This window comes from Paenibacillus montanisoli (assembly GCF_003268025.1).
In the GTDB taxonomy this organism is placed as follows: Bacteria; Bacillota; Bacilli; order Paenibacillales; family Paenibacillaceae; genus Paenibacillus_Z; species Paenibacillus_Z montanisoli.
Genome location: NZ_QLUW01000003.1, coordinates 210,013 through 226,532, shown reverse-complemented (window position 1 = coordinate 226,532; position 16,520 = coordinate 210,013). Strand labels below are relative to the sequence as shown.

Here is a 16,520-nt window from a genome sequence, read left to right as displayed (position 1 = left end):
AACAAAACATACGAGTGCTCCATCCGTCATAACGACGCCGTCCAAAAAACCATCACGACAGTAAACGGGCTTCCCGCACTGCCGGCAGTTACCGACAAGCTCTTGCATCCCGCCGCCTCCCACCCAAAAGGAATTTACCGCACACATCACGAATACCATCCTGCATAACGCGAACTTGACCTCATCCCTAAGGAGATGGACGATATGGATACCTTCTTTGCATCAAGAACCGAAGAGCACTTCCTCGCATACACGTTACCGCATTTCATTGTCCTCGCGGCTATGCTCTTGCTAGCTATCGCCATGTTTCGTTTCAAAAGCGCAATCCGATCGAACGCTCGCGCAAAAACCTTTATCCGCATCGCTCTGCTCCTCTGCCTGATTATCCCGGAAGCCGCTCTGTACGCGTGGTATGGCGCCGAAGGGCTATGGGACGTGCAGTACACGCTGCCGCTAGAGCTCTGCAGCATTTCTCAAATGCTTGCGGTCATCATGCTGCTGACGCGAAGCCGCCTGCTGTACCAAATCGTGTTCTTCGCCGGCATCGGCGGCGCGCTGCAGGCCATGTTTACGCCAGACCTTGTGTTTGCATTCCCGCATTTCCGCTTCTTTCATTTCTTTATCGTGCATATCGCGATTATTCTCGCCGCATTCTACATGACCTGGATCGAGCAGTACCGCCCGACGTGGAAATCGATCGGCATCACGATGATTTTCCTGAACATTCTCGTCGTCATCGTTGGCGGCATCGATTATTGGCTGGACGCCAACTACATGTTCTTAAGGCACAAGCCGGAGACGGCTTCGCTGCTGGATGTGCTTGGGCCGTATCCCCTCTACCTCATTATCGAAGAACTCATTGCCCTCGTTATCTTCACGATCATGTACTTGCCATTCTTGCGCAGAAAGGGGTCGACCGCGGCATGAAGCAAGCCGTCGTTTACAGCTCTTTCGTCATGAAGTCGCTGTACGGATCTTCGGCGTAGTCCGCGAACGGCCCGCAATAATGAAAATCAAGCTGCTCGTACAGCTTCCGGGCCGGATCGAAGGACGGCATCGACCTCGAGCCTGTCTCCAGACTCAGCCTCGTATATCCGCGTTCCTTGGCAACCGCGATAATGTGCTCGAGTATCGCCTTGCCGACACCCTTCCTCAAATGGGCGGCCGACGTGCGCATCGACTTGATCTCGCCGTGCGTCGGATCCAGCTCTTTAAGCGCCCCAATGCCCAGCAATTCATCCTGCTCCCAGACGCTCCAGAAGGTGACGTCCGGATGCTTCAAGCCGTCCAAATTTAACGCGTGCACGCTTTCCGGCGGGGTATGCTCCGCCATCCCGTGCAGATGCTCCTGAATTAATGCAATGACTTTGGCTCCGGTCAGATCGTCAACTCGAAATTCCACCATTCCCACTCCCATAACTAGTTATCGGTATCTCGTATCTATATAAATTCTATCATACCCCAAATCCTCCCAAACCGCATGGTCTTGCCTAAAAACAAAGCACGCCGCGAGCCGGCGGCTCATGGCGTGCTTTATCGCCTTACAGGATAAAATAATCCGTTATCAGCAGCAGTACCCCCAACACGAGGTTCGTCCATCCCAGAAACTTCGAGAGCTTGCGTTCCTTCTCCATCTTCTTGACCCTGTATTCCTTAATATCGAATTGAAGGATCAAGTAACCGGTGAGCAGGAACAGAGGAATGGAGTAGCTGATGAAACTGACGGCGACGTAACCTCCACTAATCATGCCTCCACCCCTTACTTCGCTTTCATGCCTACCCGTCTCACATTCATTTGGACGGAAAAATCGAATTCGGCTTCCTTGTACATCTCCTGCCAGCGTTCCTTCGTACGGACCCGCGTATTCCAATATCCCGGCTTCTTGGCACGGACCATTTCGCCGAAGCCGAAAATATCGGAGCCGTCCTCTTGGGTCATTTCGATCAATTGCTGATATATTTTAATCGCCTTCGACTTCTCGTCTTCTTCGATCTGCTTTAATATACTCGCATTTGAGATGGCGACCTCCTCGCTCATCTTCTCTTCCACACCGATCTCCAGGGAAATATGGATGGTAAATCGGGGTCGCCCGTTCACGATGCGCACATCGATTTTTTTGTCCCGGTGCGTTGTCGTCATCATGACATTCTTCATCGGTCCGCCAAGATCGACGAAAATGCGGTAGCCGGCAGGATTCATCCCCTTGATTCCCATGAAAGCGCCGATTTGGTTTTCACTGGTGGTGCCCACCATTTTATTGCCTTTGAAGTAAGCCAATCCGGAAACTCGAATGTTCTGTTCCTTGCGAATGGCGACGTAAGGCAAATAGCCTTCCTCGCCCAGCTTCACCGAGTTGCTCCAGAAATTGCCGATGTAATTGCTCGGAAATTTCCCCATGCGGATGCCTTCATCGAGCGTCGCCATCAAGTACAGCGTCGGCACCCGCTCCAGCTTGGGCGCAGCCTTCATCAGCGCCTTTGCGCTGCCCTTCGAAATCATGAGCCATGCCATCCGCCTGACTTCCGAATTACGGTGGAAGTAATCGTTGATATTCTCCAGTCCTTTTCTCGCCACGCGCTCCGAAACGATAATGACGCGCAAATGACCAAAGAACAATCTGCTCGACAGCTGCTGCTGCAAATTCATAAGCGCGTCATCGACGGAATGCCCTACCGAATCCAATACCCAGAGCGTTTCCTGCGTGCCCGCTCCGCTGCTGCCGCCGCTTTCCCCCGGTCCGAGCGGAATCCGGCCGGGCAGGGCGATTTGAACCGTCACCCTCACCATGCTTGTAGCAGGCGGTTTCTGGATAATTTGGGAATCTTTTTCCTCATTGGATATTTCCCCCGCCTCGTCAATGGAGATGCCGAGCACGACGGCGCGTTCCTCAATCTCGAGCCTATCCCAGCAGCCGCTAAGCAAGGGCACTGTCAGCAGGATGACAAGAAAGAGCTTAACTAGCCGGATTAGTTTGCTGTGTCCCATCGCGATCGCCTCTCTTCCCACGAATGAGTGAGATGATGAATAAGAACGCCGGATAGCCGACCGTGATGAACAATCCGATCCGCCCGACATCCGCGATGATTTCGTACATTTGCAAAATATTTTGAGGGATCACCGCCATGATGAACACGAACGGAAGCAGGAAGAAGGAGAACATGTTATGGTCCTTTAAGCGAAACAGATTGCTGATGAAGCGGATGGTCAAATAATAACTGGAGAACAGCGTTGTAAACACCGCCGTTACCCATACGGCCAGAAACGCAGCATCCAGCCGCTCCAATATGTTTGCCGGCAGCGACGTCGCTTTGGCCAGCTCCAGCGTCGGCCACAGCAAATTTTTGATTTCCTCCGAGCCGAACACGCCTACCGCCGCAATGACGATCGCGACATACATCCCGCCGGCGATAAGCATAGCGATAAAACTCGCCTTCATCGACTTCTTCGGATCGCACATGCCCGGGATGACGATCGTCATCACGAATGAGCCTTGAAACAACGCTGCAATCGTCAGAATGCCCGGAAGCATATGGGTTTGGTCATTCCCCCATACCGGCTGGAGATTAATCACATCCGCATTCTTTAATGATAGGGCGACTATAAGCAAGGCCGGGCCAAGGAGAAACGGGAAGTAGAACAGATGAATATAAGAAAACGTGACCAAATTGTTGCGAGTAGAAACCGCCGCCAGCAGCAGCATGACAATGACCGTGACCTCAAGAGGCGTATTCTTGAGGACGGAGGTGACGACAACCTCGCCGAATTCCCTTGCGGCAAGCGAGGTCAGGATTGCAAAAAAGGCAATAAGCAATAGGGTGCCAATGGCGGCCAGCCATTTGCCTATAATCGCTTCGCTGTATTGCACGAAGGACTGTTTGGGAAAGCGCATGCCTAGCAAACTGATCAGCATAAGCCCGATGAAACCTACCAGCATGCCCAGAAACGTTACAAGAGGCGCCCCTGCGTCTCCTGCCCTCACGGCAAACAAGGGAAGCGGAAGCACGCCGACGCCAATAATGGTGCTCACCAGGATGGCCGCCGCTTGAATCGTTGTAATTTGTCTGGTGTTTTCCATGCGTTATTGCCCCTCCTTTGCAGGATCAAATTCACTTGGATCAAGTACGTTCTTCGGCTGCTCCTCTGCAGACGTGTCTGCGTCCACCCGTACCTTGTCTTGGGTGTGCAGGGAGGCCGGCCGCTCCTTCATCAGCCCCAGCGGGCTGCGGATGATGAGATCCTTCATTCCTCTGAACCCTCCCGGAACGAGCGGGCTCAAATAAGGAACGCCGAACGACTTCAAGGAGAGCAGATGATTGACAATGAGGATAAGCCCGATCACGACGCCGTACAAACCGAAGATGCCCGCTATAATAATAAGCGGGAAGCGCAGCAGACGTAAGGCAAGCGCGGCGTTGTAAGCAGGCGTCGCAAACGATCCGATCGTGGTCAGCGCAATGATAACGACCGTAATCGGGCTTGCGAAGCCGGCCGCGACCGCAGCTTGGCCGACGACTAGCACGCCGACAATCGATAATGCGCCGCCAACCTGCTGCGGCAATCGGATGGTCGCTTCTCTCAAGACTTCCATCGAAATTTCGATGATCAGCACCTCAACCACGGCCGGAAAAGGGACGCCCGCCCTGCCGCCTGCCACCGCGACCGCAAACTCCGTCGGAATCAGCTCCGGATTGAAGGAAATGATGGACACGTAGAGCGCAGGGAACACAAGCGAGAACACAAGCGCCACCAATCTCGCAAGCCGGATGGCGCTCATCAGCAGAAACCGTTCCGTGTAATCCTCGACCGTTTGGTAGAATTGGCTGAATACAGTCGGGACGATAAGCGCAAGCGGCGATCCGTTAACGAGAATCGCCACGCGGCCCTCCAATAGGTTGGCGACAACCTTGTCCGGCCGCTCCGTATACTGCACCTGTGGAAACGGAGTCATGTGATTGTCCTCGATAAATTGCTCCAGATAGCCGGAGTCCAGCACGGCATCGATATCGATTTGCGAGAGCCGGCGCTTTACTTCGTTCACAAGTTCCGCGTTCGTAACCCCATCCATGTAGCAAACGGACACCTTCGATCTGCTTCGACGTCCGATCTCCATCGAATGGATGCGCAGTTCCGGCGTTGGCAGCCGATAGCGGATCAAGGCGATATTTTTCTCCAGCAGCTCGATGAAGCCTTCGCGGGGACCCCGAATGACCTGCTCGGTCGCAGGCTGGTCGATAGCGCGCTTCTCTACGTTGCTTGTGCTAATCGAGAAGGATTCCTCCACGCCATCGATGACCATGGCGGTATCTCCGCGCAGAATGCACGCGATCAGCTCGGAAAGCTTGTTCTCCTGCTTGACGCCGCAATGATAAAGGACGTCGTCAAACACGATATCGCGCAGTTGCTGCAGCTCGTTGATCCTGCCTTCTAGATGGGCAGGCAAATGCATGAGCGGCTTTAGAATATGATTATTGACGGTCGCGAGATCCGCCGTCGTGCTGTAGAAAAAAAGCACCGCATTATATTGGCCGAACAGATGAAAACGGCGGACGATAAAATCACCGTCCTCCTTCAGGATGCTCAGGACGGTGCTGATCGTGTCTTCCACAGTCCCCGTTAGAGGGATGTCTAGTGCGGCATCCAGTACGGGGGAGGACGCTTTCGTGACGACTCTGGATTTGCTTTTGCCTGATCCGTTTCTCATCGGTTTCCGCCGCCTTCCTTCTGGATATTAGTAGTAATCTAACCAAAAGTGACGATAACTATTAGGAAAAATAGCCAAAAAACGAAAAAGCGGCGGCGCAGGATCGTCTGCACCGCCGCTTTTCTGTTATAAATCTTAGCTAATGAATTAAATCAAGGATTTCAGCGCCAGCACCCAGTCATTGCCCCTGCCGCTGGACGGAGGGGTAAACGCGGCTTCGCCGCTATTGTCATACTCGCCGATGGCCGCGTATTCTCCGGTGCGCGGATCGTACCACGAAGCAGCTACTCGTCTGCCTTGCAGAATGCCCAGCCGCGCGCGGAACGGCAGGCCGTTCGGCGTATAGATGAAGCCGTAATTCTCTCCGCGCGTCGCTGCCATGTAATTGGCGCCTTCATAGTTTTCGTCGATCAAGCTTTGATCCGGCACCCGCTCCAGGAACGGCACCGATTCGATCAAGCTGCGCACATGCTGCATTTGACGAGCGCCGGGCCGCACGAGCGCCTGCCTCCAGTGCATGATGAAGTACGATTCAAGCTTCGTCGTCATCGACCAAATGCAGTGATGTCCGTACGTGTGGCCGAAGCTGCCCGAGAATACCGCATAATACGCCGCCGTGCGCACATCCGCCTGATCGAAGTAACCGTTGGCCGCTCTAAAATTAATCGGATGATCTTCATAGCAAGGCTCGGCATCAAACGTCGGCTTTACCGGAAGCCTCTCGTAATCCGCGCTAACATGCTTGTAATTCACGCGAATCTGCTCATGATGCCCGGATTGGATCATGTTGAAATCCAGCCACGGCGCATCATGCACATGGCGCGAGGAGGAGGAGTCGCCGTTCGGATGGTACGTGATCAAGCTGCGGCCGCCATCGCCTTCCCGCAAGCCCGCGGCGAGCGAATAGATGACTTCGAAATGCCGAAGCGTCTGCAGCGGCCGGTCACCGCCGAGCACCCAAATGATATTAGGGCGGTCCTTGTAGCGCTCGCCCAGCCATTGTCCGAAGACTCTGGCATTGTCCGCGTTGAAAATTTCCGGCCCTTTGCCCCACATCTGATTGTACTTATCTCCCCAGGTCGGGAGGAGCGCGACATAGATGCCGTAATGTGCCGCCCGGTCAATGATATAGTCGACGTGGCTCCAGTAGTTGTCGTCTCCGTCCAGATCCGGCAGCGTCGGATCGTACTGCCCCTGCGCATCCTGCTTCAGCGGGCGGCGGCCGTAATAGTTATCGACCGTCAGGCCCTCGAACTCCGCGAGCGCCACCGCTTGAATGACATTGAACTTCTGTTCCGCCCGGCCTCTTAAATATTCATCCGCATCCTCACGGCTCAATCGGTGAAAAATTTCCCAAGCGGTATCCCCCAGCCAAAAAAACGGCGTCCCGTCCGCATGGACCAAAAACCTCTTGTTATCGCTGACCTTCAGCTGCTGCAGCGTGCTCGGCATCCTTTTTGCTCACTCTCCCGGAAAAGGTTAACGTACTGCAAATCTATGATGTACTTTCAGCCTATCACAGAATCTATGGGTACACAATATGTATACAATTTAAAACGACGGCATAAAAAAGCTCAGGAAACCGTACATTTCGCGCGGTCCCTGAGCTTTATCTATATAGCTGTCTGCCTATCAGAGCTTCAGCAAGTCCTGACGAATCGGCGTAAACGCGTCTAGCAGCGCGGACGGCTCAAGCGCCTTCGCGCCGTGTATGGCGCCGCTCGGGATATAGACGGATTCGCCCTGCTTAATGACCGTCTGCACGCCGTCGATCGTAAACGCCATCGTCCCCTTCAAACAGTAAGACATTTGCTCGTGCGGATGCCGATGCTCGTAGCCTTCCGCCCCGCTTTCGAAGTGGACCTCCATCATCATCAAACCGCCATCGGCGCGCAATATTTTGCGCTTCACGCCCGGCTCCGCCGCTTCCCACACTCCGACATTGGTACCCATGCCCGTTCCTCCCTTCGGCAAGCCGGTGTCAGTACGCTTTCGGCACTGCAATCATGCGCGTCTTGCCTTCTTCGTTCGTGAAATACAGATGAATGCCGTGGTCCTGATCGTCGATAAAATAGGAGACAAACTTGTCGTCGCCTCTCTTCATCGGCACGAGCAGCGTAACGATGCGGTGGCTGTCCGCCTCTTTCGTTTCCGCCGTAAGATGCCATTGGCTAGGAAGTCCCTCATATTCAGCCGGATCTACATCCGGGAACTTGTCGTGCTGACCTACGGTCATATGACCCGAGGAGCAGTAGACGAAACGGCCATCCATCTCCGCCTTGGCGCCGATCGCCCGGAAAGCTTGCCCGTTCAATTCCATCCGGTTCAGGGTATGCATGAGCCACGTCACGCGGCCCGGCTGCGCAAGATCGACGGCATCGACGATAACGGCGTACGTATCGTCAATCCAATACACCTCCCGGACGAACCGCTTCAAATACGGAACGCTCTCCCGGTAGGCCTCGGTTGCGTTCATGCGGACGCTGGCATACCCCGGCGTAGACGAGACATTCTCGATGACGCCGTACGCTTCCTTGCAAAGCACCTTGTCCAAGCCCGCATATTGCCCCTTGCCGTCGATGAGCAAGCTGTTCTTCGACACCGTCTGTCTGCGCCAATTGCGGTGCATCGTGCTCCCGTGGGCGACGTAATACCCGCTGTCGATCGCAAGCGGCTCGCCATACGCATGGAGCAGGAAACCGTTCTGGTCGCCATGGCTGTGGCTTAGCGAACCATAGGCACTGCTCTTGACGAGCAGTTGAATATGCTCGGCCGGATCGTCCATCCGGCGGTGGAAGGCGACCCAGCCGACGTCGCGGAACCATTTTACGGGCTCAATGGCCTCGGGTCCAGGCAAGACAGGCTCAACATCCGGATAATCATGGCGGTAAAGCAAATCGTCGAACCGGAAATCCCACCACCCGTAATTGTAAAACTTCGTATCCGCATCCCTATCCCGCACCTTTACCTGCTCGTAATACCATTGGTACAGCCCGTTGCCCGTTAAGCCCGCGAACTGGCGGATATTGTAGGCGGTCTTCAGACTCGGAGGCTCGCCGAGCGTCGACTGGTCGCCGAAGCTGGCCCGCACCGTATCGGGACTGTGCACATAAAGCGGGAAATCGCCGGTATGCGCGAAGAACGGCCTGCTGAACAAGTCGATGCCGGCGTAGCCGCGGATTAGATTGAAGGCATCGATCAAGTAAGCCAGGCCGGTCGTCCAGTACATCGGTCCTTCCGCCCAGCCGCCGTCCTGCCCGCCCCAAGGCGAATAGAGGCAGGCGAAATAATCGAGCGTATAGTCGAACCACTCCCTCGCCTGCGGCTCCTCATGCAGCATGGCGATGCAAGCAGGCGCAAGCACGGAGGAGAGCGACCGCACCGCGTGACTGTCGTACGGCACGCGATGGATGCGCGAGCGTTCGATCACGTGATGGGCGACCTGCTCGGTTCGTTCGAACAAATTCGCGCGCACTGCCGTACGCTCCTCCTCCGACAGGGAGCCATGCAGCCAGTCATAACCCCAACCCACTGCCCCGGCGATCCGGAAGGCTGCTTCATCGTTGTAATCCCGGGAGGTCGTGCCGCGGGGATCCCAAGAGACGACATGGAGCAGCCAGCGTTTGGCTTGACGGATGATCTCCGCATCCTCCAGCAGCACGCCCGCGACGCTAAGATGGCGAATCGCATAGAGCGTCTCCTGGCAGTCCATGTACATTTTGCGCCACAGCTTGGCGACGCGTTTGTTGTCCGGATACCGCTCCGGCTCGGCGATCAGTTCTCTCTCCATCCACGGCCGAACCGACTTTTCGTAAAAAACGTCCCATCCGCACGCGGAAGCGTCCCTGCGGATTCGCTCTCGGAACGTTTCGACGCGGCAAGGCTGCAGCCAAAGCCGCGGATGCGCGGCGCCTGCCGCTGAATATCTCGCACCCCGGGAAGGCAAAGGCGTCGAGGGGACATGCTCCGGAACGGTGAAAGACCTGACGCGGCTCCAATTAGACGAAGCCTCACGGCCCATTCCCGTCTCTTCCGACAGCGCGTAACGCCAATAATAAGTACCCGGCTCGAAATCCCGATCCGGGGTATAAAAATTATAAGGAATCGGGCCGATCGTCTCCGTAGCATCCGGCTCGAAGCTTCCGGAAGAAGACACCTGCAGCACGTAACGGTCATTCTCGGGTTTTGCCGGCATCCAGGTAAATCTCGGAGGATTTTCCCGCAATTCGGATTGCTCGTTCGGTTCGTAAGGCACGGTCAGCAATCCGCTGGCCGGTTCGAAAAGCTTGGACATGCCAATCCCTCTCTTTGCTCGTCGTTGTTGGTTCTTCTTCAGGCATGGCGCGCCGCGCGTCAGCGCATGTACATGCCGCCGTTAACTTCAATCGTCTCTCCGGTTAGATAGGCGGATAAATCGGAAACGAGGAACAGCGCAACGCCTGCCACGTCCTCCGGCGTTCCCTCCCTGCGCATCGGAATGCTCTGAATCGTCGCTTCCCTCGCGGCGGCGGGCGTAAACGTCGCATGGAACGCCGTGTTGCCTATGAAGCCGGGCGAGATGGAGTTGACGCGGATGCCGCTTGCGGCAAGCTCCTTCGCGAGCCCCTTCGTATACGCCAGCACGGCGGCTTTGCTCGCGGCGTAAATCGAGGCGCCTGGCCCGCCGCCGTTATGCGCGGCAACGGACGTCATGTTCACGATGCAGCCTCCTCCTGCCGCTTTCATGCCCGGAATGACCGCCTTCGTAACGAATACGGCGCTCTTGAGGTTCACATCCATCACGCGTCCGTACAACTCCTCCGTCATCTCCTCGTTCGGCAGCCGCTGGACAAGATGCCCTGCATTGTTGATCAGCAGGTCGACCGGACGACCGAACGCGCGCTCCGCTTCTTCTACGAGCCGCGCCGCCTCCTCCGCCTTCGAGACGTCTGCCTGAATCGCCACCGCCGTTCCTCCATTGGCCCGTATAGCCGCAACCGCCTCTTCGGCCGCCTCCCGGCTATTCAAATAGTTCAGCGCCACACTCGCTCCGGCAGAGGCCAGCTTCACCGCAATCGCTCTCCCGATGCCGCCGCCGGCTCCCGTTACGAGCGCGGCTTTTCCCGATAAATCAATAGCCATTCCCATCGCCTTCCTCTCTTATCGTTAGGCTGACGCAGACCGCGGCTTAGCCGTCGATTCCAGCCTCGATTCCGGCTTCGGCACCGGACAGGCCTCCTTCGGCATTCGAAGCACGATTCGCGTCCCTTCGCCGAGCGCGCTCTCGATCCGCAGCCCGAATTCATCGCCGTATACCATCTGAATGCGCCGGTGAACGTTCACCAGCCCAATGCCGCCCCGGCGTCCGCGTTTCTCCGCCCGTTCCTCAACCAGGCGGTTCCGTTCCAGCCGTTCTTTCAGCTTCTCAAGCTTTTCTTCCGTCATCCCGACGCCGTTATCCTCTACGATTACGAGCAGCTCACCGCCCTCCATGCGGGTATCGATACGGATGTAGTGCCTCGGCTCGAACCCGTCCGCGAACGCATGCTGAAAAATATTTTCCACGATCGGCTGCAGCGTCAGCCGCACCATGCGCGAGAGCAGCAGCGACGGCGGCGTTACGACCTCGATCTCGAAATCATGTCCGATCCGGTGCTTCTGGATCATCAAGTAATGGCGTACATGATTCAGCTCGTTAGCCAGCGTCACCTCTTCGAGGTTCGTCTGGACCGAATAACGGAGCATGAACGCCATCGCCTCGACCATCTCGGAAATGTCGTCCGAATCCTGCACGATCGCGTAGCAATTGATCGTCTCCAGCGTGTTGTACAGGAAGTGGGGATTGATCTGCAGCTGCAGCGCTTGAAACTCCGCCCGCTGCCGCTCAAGCTCGATCTCCTGCAGCTGGAGCTTCGTCTTCTGGCTGCTCAGTTCAGAGTCGTATACCCGCTCGATCATATCCGACAGCCGGCTGACCATTAAGTTATAGCTGTGAATGAGGCCGCCGATTTCATCGTCGCGCTGCTTCGACTCGATGCGCATCCAGTTACCCTTCTCCGTCTCGCGCATTCCGTTCTTGAGCGTCCGGATCGGGCGCACGATCGAGTTGCCGAAACGAAAAGCCAGCACCAGCGCGATCGCCAGCGTCGCGAGGCCGACGGTCACGGTCGTGGAGCGGATGCCCGAGATCGGCTCGCGCAGCTCGTCGAGCGGCATCGACACTGCCAAGCTCCAACCGGAATAAGCGGATTTGTGCGAGACGATGAGCATCCTTTTCCCGTTCACGCTCTCCATGAACCGAGTATTCTCTCCGCCCGCAATCCGCTGCCCGAGGCCGGTCTTCACCAGTTCGCTTCGCGTTGCCGCGTCCGGCGCGTAGACGACGGCTCCCGTTGCGTCGAGAATAAAGAAGAAGCCGTTCTCCCCGAGATCGACATTGTTCCATAGCGCCGACAGCTGGCTTTCGTTCAGCTCGATGGCGAGAATCCCTTTTACCGCATAGGACGTATAGCCTCTAATCTTGCGGGCTATCGTAACGACCTGCTCGCCGTTCATCAACGCCGTGTTCACAATGGCGATTTCGCCGTTGTCCGGCGTCTTCGCCTTCAACTCCGCATACCGGGCCGACGGATCGACCGACAACGAAGAGAAGCTCTGATTCTGATCGAAAATCGACCGTCCATGCTCGCCTAAAATGTACATCATATGAATCTGCGTCGGATACGTGATGAAGATTTTCGAGAAGACATCCTGACGAATTTCCTTCGTAAACCTGTAATACTCGTAGCTGTCCTTCGGATCCATGTCCAGAAACTTTTTGACCGACTGGTGCGACAGCACCGAATTGCTCACCCGCTCGAACGTTTCGAGCTGCAGGTCCGTCTGCGCGCCCGCATTTTCGATGACGGTGGAAATATACTTCTCGACCTGCTTGTCGATCGCCGCGGACGACTTCAGGTAGGTGAAGACGCTGACCGTGGACAGCGAGAAAAGGATAACGATGGTGAAATAGAGAAACAGCTTTCGGAACAGGCTCATCTTCATCCCCGGATACCCAGCGTTTCCCGGTACTCGGATGGCGTTTGCCCGCTGTATTTCTTGAACGTCTTCGTGAAGTGCGGGTGATCGGCGAAGCCGACCGCGGCGGAGACGTCCGTAATTTTCTGATGCGGCATCGAGAGCAGGCGCTTGGCCTTCTCCATCCGCCGTCTCGTTCTGTATTGCACGAAGGTTTCATTCGTCATTTGCTTGAACAGCTGGCTAAAATAAGACGCGTTGAGTCCGAGCTTGTCGGCTACCTCTTCCAGCGACAGCTCGCGGTCCAAATGCCGCTCGATGTACGCTTTGGCTTCCTCGACCGGCTCCTTCAAGTTGCCTTTCCGTTTCAACCGCAATTGCTCCATCATGCCGATAACCGCTTCATAAAGCCAAGCGAACGCGGCAGCAGGCTCCTGGCCCGACAGACGCTGCGGCCGCTCGAACGGGTACACGTCGCGCGCGTTCAAACGGTCCGTCAATTTGCCCGCAAGTTCGTGCGTAAGCTCGCCCAGCATTAGTGAATCGAGCTTGTTTGCCGTGCAATAACGCTCCATGCCCGCGATAGCCGTCTTGATGGCATCCGGCCTCAAATGCCAGATGGCCTCCTGCAGCTGCTCCAGCCACTCCTCCGTTACGGACAGCGGAATATAGGCGGCCTGGCGCCGCGCTTCAAGACCTGAAATCAGTTTCGCGACAGTCTTAACCACGGCCGCCTTTGTCACCGGCTTCAGCAAATATTCCTTCACGCCATAGGACAGGCATTGCCGGGCATACTCAAAATCGCCGTAGCCCGATATGACCACGACCGGCAAATCGGGAAACCGCTCATTGACGAGGCGGCACAGCTCCAGGCCGTCCATCTTCGGCATTTTAATATCGGTGAACAGCAGATCGGGACGGCTCGCGGCGATCTTCTCGAGCGCGTCGGCGCCGTTGTCGGCCGTCTCGGCCTGGCAAATGGAAGGGTCGGCTTCGCTGATCAGCTTCTGCAGTCCTTTGCGGATCATCGGTTCATCGTCGACGACAAGTATGCGGTACATGGATGGGCCCTCCTCGTTAGCACGTTGAACGATTCAGAAAGGAGCAAGATGCTCCCTCGCCGGGGGCGGGAAGAGCATCTTCTCAATCTCGTATCTTCAATTCTAGTGCATGCAGGCGTTTATTCGAAAGCGTTTTCTTTGCTGTTGAAACGGGCTGTCGCTTCCTCGATCACTTCGTTGCCGCCCTTGGACAGATATTCCTCCAGCACTTTGCCGTAATTATCGATCGGCTCCTTGCCGTACACCATTTTCAGCACATGCTCTAGAACAAGCGGCGGCAGCTGGTCGGACAGCGGGCTCAAATCCGGATATTTAATTAGAGCATCGAGACGCGGATCGAATTCGATGCCTCTGCGCCCTTCCTTCGTAAGCAGGTTGTCGAATGCGTCGACCATTTGCTTGCCGGGTTCCGACAGTTCGGCGATGCGCTTGTTGTAAGTCGTATCTTGAACCATCCACAGCCAATAATTCAAGTAGCGCTGCTTGTTCGTGCCTGCCTCGTCCGTAGGCGGCGTATAGGTAATCGTGCCTCCGTCGTTCTTGTAATCCTCGCCCACGATGCCGTAGCTGAAGAAGTTTTGCGCCTGCTCGCTGACCATCCAGTCGAAGAACTTAATGATATCGGCCGCCTTGTCTTTAGCGTTGACGTTGATAAAGTAGGAACGCGTCACCGGATTGTAGTGGGCATAGCCGCCCTTGCCGTCGTCGCCGATCGGAGAAGGAATGAGCGCTACCTTCGCGCCAGGCACGTTCGTCATCAGCTGCGTGCCCCAGATCGGCAGCTCATTGGCGTTCATGGACCACATGCCCGCTTTGCCGCTCGTGATGATGCTCTTGAAGTCCGCGCTTTCGATCGTAGCGAATTCTTTGCTGATCAAGCCTTCGTCGAACATCGTCTTGTAGACGCCGATCGCTTTCTTCATCCCCGCTTCGTCGAAGAAGCTCGGCTTCACGTTGCCGTCCGGGAACTGCTTGAATTGGTTCAAATAGCCGAAGACGTCGTACGAACCGAAGAACGTATCGGAATATTTGAAGTTTTTGCGGCCCATATACGGATGCTCGACGCCAAGCTCCTTGAACGCGCGCAGCACGTCCAGCGTTTCCTCGACCGTCTTCGGAATCTGCTTGCCGGCCTTCTCCAGCAGGTCCGTCCGGATCCACGTCGCCCGCCGCGACGGATTGCTCAGTACTTCCGGAATGCCGTAAATGTTGCCGGTCTTCGCGTCCGTCAGCCGATCCCAAGCCGCTTTCGGGAGGAACTTAAGCAAATTTTGCCCGTGCTCCTGAAGCAGATCGTTCAGCGGCATAAACACGCCGTTCTGCACGGCTCCCGCCAGTTCTTGTCCGCTGATGCCGCCGCTGCCCTGCACCACGTCGGGAATGTCGTTCGTCGCGAACATTTGAATCATTTTGTCCTGGTACTCGTTATGCGGGATCAGCCTGATGTCGAGGTCGGTGTTCGTCATTTTCTCCAGCTCGAGCACGTACTTGTCGCTGTTGATGTCCGGATTCTGTTCCACGTAAGGCACGTTCAGCGTCCGCATGGAAATCGAGAACTTCGTCGGTACGGCCGCCGCCGTTTCTTCCGGCTTGTTCGCAGCCTCTGTGTTGGCAGGCGCGTTCGCCGGGGTATTCGCCGCTTTCGACGGCTCATTGTTGTTCTTGGAACAGGCTGACAGCATCGAGACGGATATTGCGAGAACCGTAGCCAGTATGAATAGCTTTTTCATAGAATCCCCCTCATCTCCTCAGTCGGTAGTGGCGCAATAGAGCGCTTTCAAAACTCACCCTCAGTATAGGTACGGAAGATGCGCGGTCACAATGGAGTTCGATTGGCTTGACTTGTCGTTTTTTTATATTTATAGAAAAATGTGAGACCCTTACGATTTAATCGATCCAATCAGCATGCCCTTAATGAAATAGCGCTGCAAGAACGGATACAGCAAAATAATCGGCAGCGTCGCCACAAGAATGACGGCCATCTGCACGCCCTGCACCGACTGCGACGCGATATCGAACGGCAGATTGCCCGTATCGACCAAATCGTCGTTGATCAGCAGCTCCCTCAGCTTCACCTGCAAGGGATAGAGCCTGCGGTCATTCAAATAATACAACGCGTCCATATATTTGTTCCAGTTCGTCACCGAATAGAAAATGCCGATCGTCGCAAGCGCGGGCTTGGACAGAGGGAGCATCAGGCTTCGGAGTATCCTGAGCTCGCCGCAGCCGTCAATCCGGGCGCTGTCGATCAGCTCCGTCGGAATTTGCACGAAGAACGACCGCAGCACAATGAGGTTAAACGCGCTGATCGCCGTCGGGATCATGAGCGCCCAGAGCGTATTGATCAAATGAATTTCTCTCATCAGCATAAATTGCGGGATAAGCGGCGCCGTAAAAATCATCGTCATCAGAATGAACAGCAGCACGTACTTGCGACCGACGTATTCGGCCCGCGACAACGGGTAGGCAAGCGACGAGGTGGCGGTCAAATTGATAAGCGTTCCGAGCACCGTAATATAAACGGTAATGCCGAATGCGCGCCAGATCGAGATGTCATCGAACACGTAGCGATAATAATTCAGCGTAAAATCGACGGGCCAAAACATGACGTCGCCCCGATCGATCGCTGCTGCGCCGCTGAACGATTGCGCGATTACGTTCAAGAACGGCAGCAGCATCGTGAGCGACAATCCGGTCAATAGTAAATAGTTCGCAACGAGGAACAGCTTTCTGCTCCAATGCTCGCGCCTGATCACTGCCA

General features: G+C 55.7%; 14 protein-coding genes. 1 reads left to right on the top strand and 13 read right to left on the bottom strand.

The features are described 5' to 3' along the window. The first annotated feature begins 204 nt into the window (after positions 1-204). Entirely contained in the window at positions 205-927 is a 723-nt protein-coding gene (locus DL346_RS16975; RefSeq protein ID WP_112883346.1) for a YwaF family protein, read from the top strand. 13 nt (positions 928-940) lie between these two features. Here DL346_RS16975 and DL346_RS16970 read toward each other — a convergent pair whose 3' ends face one another. The 13 genes from DL346_RS16970 to DL346_RS16910 all read right to left on the bottom strand — a co-directional run bounded on the left by DL346_RS16970 (position 941) and on the right by DL346_RS16910 (position 16,515). Further along, a complete protein-coding gene (locus DL346_RS16970; RefSeq protein ID WP_420849575.1) occupies positions 941-1,405 on the bottom strand; it encodes a GNAT family N-acetyltransferase in 465 nt (154 codons plus the stop codon). 136 nt (positions 1,406-1,541) lie between these two features. Continuing rightward, a complete protein-coding gene (locus tag DL346_RS16965) occupies positions 1,542-1,748 on the bottom strand; it encodes a CLC_0170 family protein (RefSeq protein WP_112883345.1) in 207 nt (68 codons plus the stop codon). 11 nt (positions 1,749-1,759) lie between these two features. Beyond that, positions 1,760-2,986 carry a Ger(x)C family spore germination protein gene (locus tag DL346_RS16960; protein WP_112883344.1) on the bottom strand — a complete coding sequence of 409 codons (1,227 nt, stop codon included), beginning with the start codon at positions 2,984-2,986 and terminating at the stop codon, positions 1,760-1,762. Further along, positions 2,955-4,076 carry a GerAB/ArcD/ProY family transporter gene (locus DL346_RS16955; RefSeq protein WP_112883343.1) on the bottom strand — a complete coding sequence of 374 codons (1,122 nt, stop codon included), beginning with the start codon at positions 4,074-4,076 and terminating at the stop codon, positions 2,955-2,957. Before DL346_RS16955 ends, DL346_RS16960 begins: the two co-directional genes overlap by 32 nt. A 3-nt stretch (positions 4,077-4,079) precedes the next feature. Beyond that, positions 4,080-5,702 (bottom strand): spore germination protein, encoded by a 1,623-nt coding sequence (locus tag DL346_RS16950; protein WP_112883342.1) that lies wholly within the window; start codon positions 5,700-5,702, stop codon positions 4,080-4,082. A 147-nt stretch (positions 5,703-5,849) separates the two neighbouring features. Next, on the bottom strand, positions 5,850-7,154 hold the full coding sequence (locus DL346_RS16945) for a glycoside hydrolase family 140 protein (RefSeq protein ID WP_112883341.1): 1,305 nt from the start codon (positions 7,152-7,154) through the stop codon (positions 5,850-5,852). Positions 7,155-7,334: 180 nt separating this feature from the next. Further along, the gene (locus tag DL346_RS16940; protein WP_112883340.1) at positions 7,335-7,655 is read right to left on the bottom strand and encodes a cupin domain-containing protein; all 321 of its coding nucleotides are present in this window, start codon (positions 7,653-7,655) and stop codon (positions 7,335-7,337) included. A 28-nt stretch (positions 7,656-7,683) separates the two neighbouring features. Then, positions 7,684-9,996 carry a DUF4962 domain-containing protein gene (locus DL346_RS16935; protein ID WP_112883339.1) on the bottom strand — a complete coding sequence of 771 codons (2,313 nt, stop codon included), beginning with the start codon at positions 9,994-9,996 and terminating at the stop codon, positions 7,684-7,686. Between the two features lie 59 nt (positions 9,997-10,055). After that, complete coding sequence (locus DL346_RS16930; RefSeq protein WP_112884001.1) at positions 10,056-10,823, bottom strand: SDR family NAD(P)-dependent oxidoreductase; 768 nt, start codon at positions 10,821-10,823, stop codon at positions 10,056-10,058. 24 nt (positions 10,824-10,847) lie between these two features. Continuing rightward, the gene (locus tag DL346_RS16925; RefSeq protein ID WP_112883338.1) at positions 10,848-12,725 is read right to left on the bottom strand and encodes a sensor histidine kinase; all 1,878 of its coding nucleotides are present in this window, start codon (positions 12,723-12,725) and stop codon (positions 10,848-10,850) included. After that, entirely contained in the window at positions 12,722-13,759 is a 1,038-nt protein-coding gene (locus tag DL346_RS16920; RefSeq protein WP_112883337.1) for a response regulator transcription factor, read from the bottom strand. The genes DL346_RS16925 and DL346_RS16920 overlap by 4 nt, the downstream gene beginning before the upstream one ends. 119 nt (positions 13,760-13,878) lie before the next feature. Beyond that, positions 13,879-15,489, bottom strand: coding sequence for an extracellular solute-binding protein (locus DL346_RS16915; protein WP_112883336.1), 1,611 nt, complete (start codon positions 15,487-15,489; stop codon positions 13,879-13,881). 150 nt (positions 15,490-15,639) lie between these two features. After that, a complete protein-coding gene (locus tag DL346_RS16910) occupies positions 15,640-16,515 on the bottom strand; it encodes a carbohydrate ABC transporter permease (protein WP_240633249.1) in 876 nt (291 codons plus the stop codon). Positions 16,516-16,520: the final 5 nt, after the last annotated feature.